Origin of the sequence: Pectinatus cerevisiiphilus (genome assembly GCF_004341685.1) — a bacterium.
In the GTDB taxonomy this organism is placed as follows: Bacteria; Bacillota; Negativicutes; order Selenomonadales; family Selenomonadaceae; genus Pectinatus; species Pectinatus cerevisiiphilus.
Genome location: NZ_SMAA01000032.1, coordinates 1 through 6,830, shown reverse-complemented (window position 1 = coordinate 6,830; position 6,830 = coordinate 1). Strand labels below are relative to the sequence as shown.

At 36.7% G+C, this 6,830-nt stretch carries 9 protein-coding genes; 5 read left to right on the top strand and 4 right to left on the bottom strand.

Annotated elements, in window-relative coordinates; genetic code table 11:
- Nucleotides 1-131: 131 nt before the first annotated feature.
- The 4 genes from EDC37_RS12030 to EDC37_RS12020 all read right to left on the bottom strand — a co-directional run bounded on the left by EDC37_RS12030 (nt 132) and on the right by EDC37_RS12020 (nt 1,918).
- On the bottom strand, nt 132-746 hold the full coding sequence (locus tag EDC37_RS12030) for a hypothetical protein (RefSeq protein WP_132551684.1): 615 nt from the start codon (nt 744-746) through the stop codon (nt 132-134).
- A 95-nt stretch (nt 747-841) separates the two neighbouring features.
- The gene (locus tag EDC37_RS12025) at nt 842-1,195 is read right to left on the bottom strand and encodes a hypothetical protein (RefSeq protein WP_132551682.1); all 354 of its coding nucleotides are present in this window, start codon (nt 1,193-1,195) and stop codon (nt 842-844) included.
- Nucleotides 1,196-1,542: 347 nt separating this feature from the next.
- On the bottom strand, nt 1,543-1,683 hold the full coding sequence (locus tag EDC37_RS12330; RefSeq protein ID WP_165874521.1) for a hypothetical protein: 141 nt from the start codon (nt 1,681-1,683) through the stop codon (nt 1,543-1,545).
- Nucleotides 1,649-1,918 (bottom strand): hypothetical protein, encoded by a 270-nt coding sequence (locus EDC37_RS12020; protein ID WP_132551680.1) that lies wholly within the window; start codon nt 1,916-1,918, stop codon nt 1,649-1,651. Before EDC37_RS12020 ends, EDC37_RS12330 begins: the two co-directional genes overlap by 35 nt.
- 167 nt (nt 1,919-2,085) lie before the next feature.
- Between EDC37_RS12020 and EDC37_RS12720 the strand changes: the two genes are divergently transcribed.
- The 5 genes from EDC37_RS12720 to EDC37_RS12715 form a co-directional block, all read left to right on the top strand.
- Complete coding sequence (locus EDC37_RS12720) at nt 2,086-2,319, top strand: tyrosine-type recombinase/integrase (protein WP_132551686.1); 234 nt, start codon at nt 2,086-2,088, stop codon at nt 2,317-2,319.
- 260 nt (nt 2,320-2,579) lie between these two features.
- Nucleotides 2,580-2,798, top strand: a complete 219-nt coding sequence (locus EDC37_RS12010; protein WP_132551678.1) for a hypothetical protein — start codon at nt 2,580-2,582, stop codon at nt 2,796-2,798.
- A gap of 13 nt (nt 2,799-2,811) precedes the next feature.
- Nucleotides 2,812-6,234: a helicase-exonuclease AddAB subunit AddB gene (gene addB / locus EDC37_RS12005; RefSeq protein ID WP_132551676.1), complete on the top strand. Its 3,423-nt coding sequence runs from the start codon at nt 2,812-2,814 to the stop codon at nt 6,232-6,234.
- 139 nt (nt 6,235-6,373) lie between these two features.
- Complete coding sequence (tnpA, locus tag EDC37_RS12000) at nt 6,374-6,769, top strand: IS200/IS605 family transposase (RefSeq protein ID WP_132551674.1); 396 nt, start codon at nt 6,374-6,376, stop codon at nt 6,767-6,769.
- Nucleotides 6,766-6,830 (top strand): helix-turn-helix domain-containing protein (locus EDC37_RS12715; RefSeq protein ID WP_424450002.1); only part of this gene is annotated, 65 nt, incomplete at its 3' end. The genes tnpA and EDC37_RS12715, both read left to right, overlap by 4 nt.

Here is a 6,830-nt window from a genome sequence, read left to right as displayed (position 1 = left end):
TTATTGGGATATAAAACTCCTCAAGAAGTATTTTTAGAAGAAGTTAGGCAGTTAGTGGATTTACAAACTGTTCAATTTGATATTGCAATTTAAAACACGTTAATTTATTTAACATGCCCTTTATATAATATTTATTTTGTCCCACTAATAAACATTTTTTTAGCCTCTTTTTCAATTTCCTTAGTGTAATTTTTTAAGAAATGCTGGCAGCTATTTCTCATCTTATCCACTAATTCTTCTATGTCAATCTCGCAAGCTCTAACATGTCTATTTCTATGGGCAAATTCATATTGTATCCCTGCTTTAACATAAATTTTTTCAATAAATGTATTTATTTCTTTTATTAAATCATTGTCTTCAGGCCCAAGTAAAAGAATAGCTAAATCGCCATGGTTTCTAACTTGAGAACACATCTCTGCAAGATCATATACAGTAAAAGGTTCTTTTTCTGCTAAACATTTGTTTTTTAATGAATAGACAGCAGCAGTCATAGCGCTCATCTCACTTCTTAGTTGATTTAACCACTTTAGCCGTTCCGCAGTTATAAGTTCTTTGTATGTCGTTGTTTGTTGATTTTGAAGTGTTTTAGTAAATTCTTCCCGTTGCTTTTTAAAATTCTGATATTCCATATTTAGTTTTACTTTTTGGATTTTAAGTTCTTTTTTAGTTTTATAAGCGGTTATACAGAACGATATTATTATACCTCCCAAAGATATTAAAGCCGATATTATTGAGCTATCAGTCATGATGCCATCTTCCTTCTATTATGATGGCATCATTATAGTACATATTGGGGCATTAAAAAAGCACCCCGAAGGAGTGCTTTTTTTATTTGAATATTCTATAGTTCTTCCAGTATTCTTTTTACATTACTATCATTATTTAATCTTCTTATACAATCAGAATACTTATTTTCACCAAAATCATTATTAGGATTTTTAGAAGCTGATATTAACTGCTGTATAGATTTAAACCATTTTTTTAATGCAATAATATCAGCTACTATTAAATTACTTGATAATATATATTCATTCCACTCATTGTCAATAATGGCCTTATCAATATATGCACTCCAATGCTCCTTATCAGGATGAAGAAATGCATCATTCTTTTTGTCTATAGCCGTAGTTAATATCTCAAAAGCCTGTTTAATATACTCTTTTAAAAAATCTCTACTTATTTTCGCTTCCATCAAGTACTAAATACCTCCTCTAAATTAATAAACCTTGTAAAGATATCTACAAATATAAATATAATTTCTCCAAAATTATTGAACATATCATATCCCCTATGCAAAATAATTCGTACAGGAACATAGCTAATAAAAATAATAAATGCAATGAAAAAACCAATTAATATAGACAATGTTACCGGTAATACATCTCTAAGCTTTAATAAAGCAGTTATAGAACAGCCATATATTCCAGCTGTAATAGTAGCTATACAAAACGGAACATCTATTTCATATATAATTTTATTCTTTTTTTATCATCCTATAATAATCGACTATAGGGACCAACCATTCCATATAAATAAAACTATTCATAACTCATCTTCTACCTTTAACACCTCCATCATTCCCAAAAATATAGATGGCGTATTTATAATGCCATTATCATCCAGTGCAGCATTAACATAGTCTATTTTTTTAATCGTTTTTATAACTTGAACGAACGTTTTCAACGTTTGTTCTCCCATGCGGCGATGTTCCATCGCCTTTTATAATTTCAACCTCGTTCCCTTCAAGAATAGGAGCAAGTCGCGTTTCAAGCCACTCAGAGATACTTGTTGTTCCAGCCGCTTTTCTTTGATAATTATATTCATTAAACTGACGATTTCTTTTAGACCTTATAACAACCTTAATTTCTTCCATAGAAAAAATTTGTCGTTCTAATTCTGTAGCAGATACTTTTGACATAGCAACGCACTTCCCTCACTGTTTTGGTATATTATATCATGTTATATTAGAACTGTAAAGGAATTATTTATATATTATTACAATGTTATTTAAAAGTTATTCTTATAAAAATAAAGCCGCCTGATTACTCAGATGACCTGTAATTTCAAAATAGATACGGGCTACCGATAAAGCGCAGTACAATTTTTGCGGTAAATAAAGTATTAAAAGCCAGAGGCATACTTTTTAACTTCCATAGCCTGCGACATACTCATGCTACACTTGCTATTGAAGCAGGCATTCCAATCAAAAGCATTGCCGCCCGTCTTGGCGACAGTGTGGAAATGGTCAATAAAATTTATGCCAATGATATTTTGAACAAACTGTCGAAGTATTTGATAACCTTGGGCGCAAGTATATAAATGCAGACAGTTTTGCGGATAGGTTGGGTATTTCAAAAAAAAAGGCCACCAACCGTGTAAGTTGGTGGCATGTAGTGGATAATACAATACATATTATTGGAGAGTTAGAAAGGAATGATATTCATTATCAAATAGATAATAACATATATTATTCGTTTAGTCAAATATTTTTCTAAAATAAATTAATTTTACATTTCTTATTAAATTAAAGTATAATTAATTGTACTTATCAGTAATTATAACGAAAGGAGCTGCACACAATGCCGACCATTTTATTGCGCTGCATAAAAATAGTTTTATTACTTTGCTTATTATCATTTATTGCCTTTTTCGGCATAATCTTATACGCACTAACAGCATCCTTATTGACATCAGTTACCGCAATGGCTGATTATATAGGCATCGCTTTTTCACTTATCATCTCTTTAGGATTATTAATCTGCATCATTCGCTATTATCGCCGGATGGTTTCAGACTGACGGGGGAAAAATTTTGCTTGAATTTATTATAGGCGCCACAGGTACCGGAAAGACGGACCGCTGCCTGCATGACATAAAAGACCGTTTAGCAGCAGCACCGGAAGGACGTTCTCTTTTTTTTATCTTGCCCGAACACATGACATTTGAAACAGAACGCAAATTAGCTGTCTTGATGAATAATGAAGGTGGTTTTTCAAGGGCTTTCGTTTTTGGCTTTCGTCGGCTCTGCCAATACATCTTAAATAAAAATGGGGGCGCAATCAAACCCCACCTTACCGAAACAGGTAAAAAACTGCTTCTGGCACGTGTCATTCTTGAATGCAGGGATAAACTCAGCGCACTTGCTAAAGCGTCATATCAACGAAATTTTACTTCTTTTTTATGTGCTGCGATCGAAGAGTTAAAAACTTATGGAATAACACCAGAATCACTATTAGAAGCTACAGCAGACATATCTGACGAAACCTTGCGCCAAAAGCTTACTGACATCGCCCTTCTTTATGACAATTTCAGTTCAGCAATTGACAATCGTTATAATGATAATGAAGATATGCTTGCGCTGGCAACCCAGAAAATAACTTCGGCTGACTGGTTAACGAACTGCGAAATATGGATAGACGGTTTTACTTTTTTTAATCCACAGGAACAAGCAATTCTCACCGCATTATTTAAATGTGCCCATTCTATTCATGTCACACTATGCATAGATGACATTGAGCACAATGCCAACAGTGAAGAAACAGCTTTGTTTCACCGCCAATATCTCACTTTTAAAGAAATTAACCTGCTTTGCCGCCAATTAAATATAGAAACTAAAATCACTCGTCTTTCCATCCCATATCGTTTCTCGAAACCGGCCCAAAAAGCAATCGCCGGCAATATGTTTTTCTTTCCGTTGCAAAAGGCTGAATCAGCAGATGGTATCATCATTGCGGAAGCAGCCAACCGACGCCTTGAAGCAGAAGCCGTTGCCATAGACATCCTGCGCCTGTGTCGTGATAAAGGTTATGCATATAGTGAAATAGGTATTATTACGCGCGAAAAAGAGTATGACCGCTTGTTGCAGGCTGTTCTACAAGATTATCAGATTCCTTTTTTTAGTGACAGTAAACGTCTTTTTATCCATCATCCACTTGCCGAACTACTGCGCTCATGCCTGGAAGCAGTACGCACTTGGCAGTATGAACCACTGCTGCGTTGTTTTAAAACAGATTTTTTCCCAGCTACACGTGATGATATTGACATGTTAGAAAATTATATTCTTGAATTTGGTATAAAAGGGAAAAAGCGCTGGCTTTCAGCAGAGGATTGGCAATACTGCCGTCGCCCTCTTACTGACCAGCCTTTATCAATAGAAGAAACGGCTTATCTTGAGAAAATAAACTCTATCCGCCGTCAACTTATTGCTCCTTTACAACAGTTATCTGAGGAACTGCACGCAGCTGAAAATGTACGGGCTGTGACGCAAATATTATACCAATTTATGCTTGACCTCAATGTGCCGGAAAAACTGTCCTTGTGGCAAAAGCAGGCGGAAAATAGCGGGGAACTTGTCCTTGCCAAGGAACAACAGCAAATATGGCAGGATATTATTGATTTTATGGACCAAATAGTGGAAACTTGTGGTGATGATGAACTAACCTTGAAGGAATATGCTGAAGTCTTAAATGATGGTCTTGAATCCTTGCAAATTGCCCTTATTCCCCCTGGCTTGGACTATGTCACTATAGCGTCTTTCGAACAAAATAATCTGGAAAATAAAACTGCCGTCTATATTCTCGGGGCAAATGAAGGTATCATGCCACGCCGCAGTAAAAGCGAAGGGCTTTTGAGTGATGCTGATCGCCTATATCTTTCACAAGCCGGTCTCAGACTTTCCGGCGGCACCAATGAAGATAATTTTTTTGAAAAATTTCTATTATATAAAGCCTTTACCCTGAGCCGCAGCTATTTATGGATATCTTATCCTTTATCTGATGCAGATGGTGCCTCCCTGAACCGTTCTCCCTTAATAGACCGCCTGCACTTCATGCTTCCGTTTGAGAAGAAGCAGCTCCTATCTATCCTTTTAGAAAATTATTCTACCGAGAATGAAAAAAGACGTGTCGTAACAACACGCCGCAGTATTTCCTATTTGACAGCAGCACTTCGTCAATACAGAGAAAAGCAGACTATTGCCAACTTCTGGTTTGACGTATACAACTGGCTTTTGGCAGAAGAAACCTACCATAGATATTTATTCACTTCACTATCCGGACTTTTTGCACATGCTCCCGACTCAGCCTTATCCACTGTTGCTGCCGCCCGGCTTTACATGAAAAAAGGTGCACTTCAAGGCAGTGTCACTCGTTTCGAAGAATTTCATAACTGTCCGTTCAAACACTTTGCCCGTTATGCTTTAAATTTAGCAGAAAGACCGGAATTTAATTTTTCCGCACCAGATCGTGGCATATTGCTGCATGAAACCATGCGTACCTTTGGTGAAATACTATTGTCCCAGAAAAAACGCTGGAATGATATTTCACCAGAAGAGCGCCATGATCTCTGTCAGCATATAGTTTCCAGCCTTGCTGATAGACTACAAAATAAAATATTATTAAGCAGTAAACAATACCAGCATCTGACCAAACGGATAACTAAGACAGCGGAACAAGCCATTGACCGCCTTTGTGAGTTTGCCGGACACAGCGCCTTTACAACAATAGCCATGGAAAAGGCATTTGGTTATGGCAAAACCTCCCTGCCACCCTTAATATATGACTTGAAGGATGGCCATAAAATAGATATTTCTGGACAGATAGACCGTATCGACATTGATGAAAGCGGCCGTTACTTTCTCATTATTGATTACAAATCTGGTAATGCCTATATAAATATCGCTGAAGTTTATTACGGGCTAAAACTTCAACTGCTGACCTACATACTGGCAGTACGCAACTGTTCCACCGGCCTTAACCTAGCTACTGATACCGTTCCTGCTGGTATATTATATTGCTTTTTAAAAAGCTCACTTTTGACTTTTGCCAAAGAAATGTCCGAAACCCAAATTAAAACAGAACTCGCTAAACAAATGCGTATGTCCGGCTGGGTGCTGCTCGATCCAGAATTAATAAAAAAAATAGATGATTCATCATCCTTTATCAAAGTCCGGTTCAATAAAGACGGCTCTATCAGCAAGACAAGCCGCTGCAGTATAAAGAGTGAAGAAGAATTTGATGCCTTACTCAAATATATGGACGACTTACTCGTCGATACAGGAAATAGCATCTTAGCCGGCAAAATTACGCCAGAACCTTATAAATTGAAACAAAAAACAGCATGTACGTTCTGTCCTTATATATCAATTTGCCGCTTTGATACAACTGTATCTGGTTACAAATATAATGAACTCCCCAATGACAATGACGACCTTATCATGCAAAAGATTTTAACCTAACCCACAAGAAGTCCGCTACCTCTTAGGTGGGGGATGAAGGCGGGTGTGGCAAATTTACGCAAGTAATTGAGTCACACGATTGCTTTTTGTCTTATTTTGTAGTATGATCAGGCGTAAAAAATAAAGGATTGATTATACAGTGGAATTAGACAATAATAACCATTCGGTATTCTTGCTCTATTACCATCTTGTCTTGGTGGTAAAATACCGCCGCAGGGTATTCTCTGACCAAATGAGCCAATATGCTAAAGATATATTTGTTCGTATAGGCTCGTCATACAAAATCACACTAGAAGAGTGGAACCACGACCAAGACCATATACATATCATGTTCCGTGCTCACCCTAATACGGAGATGTCGAAATTCATCAATGCTTACAAAAGTGCCAGTTCCAGGCTAATCAAAAAGGATTTTCCAGAGGTTAGGCATAAGCTGTGGAAAGAGATGTTTTGGTCGAGAAGCTATTGTTTGCTGACAACAGGCGGTGCTCCTATCGAGACAATTCGGAAATACATAGAAAATCAAGGCAGGTGATTATTGTGAATAAGGCATACCGATACAGACTTTATCCAACCACTGAACAAAAAATAATGTT

What these genes read in the sequence shown, in the direction of transcription:
- EDC37_RS12010 (WP_132551678.1), top strand. Translation starts at nt 2,580, where the DNA reads ATGCCGACCATTTTATTGCGCTGCATAAAAATAGTTTTATTACTTTGC.
- EDC37_RS12030 (WP_132551684.1), bottom strand. Translation starts at nt 746, where the DNA reads ATGACTGATAGCTCAATAATATCGGCTTTAATATCTTTGGGAGGTATA.
- EDC37_RS12020 (WP_132551680.1), bottom strand. Translation starts at nt 1,918, where the DNA reads ATGTCAAAAGTATCTGCTACAGAATTAGAACGACAAATTTTTTCTATG.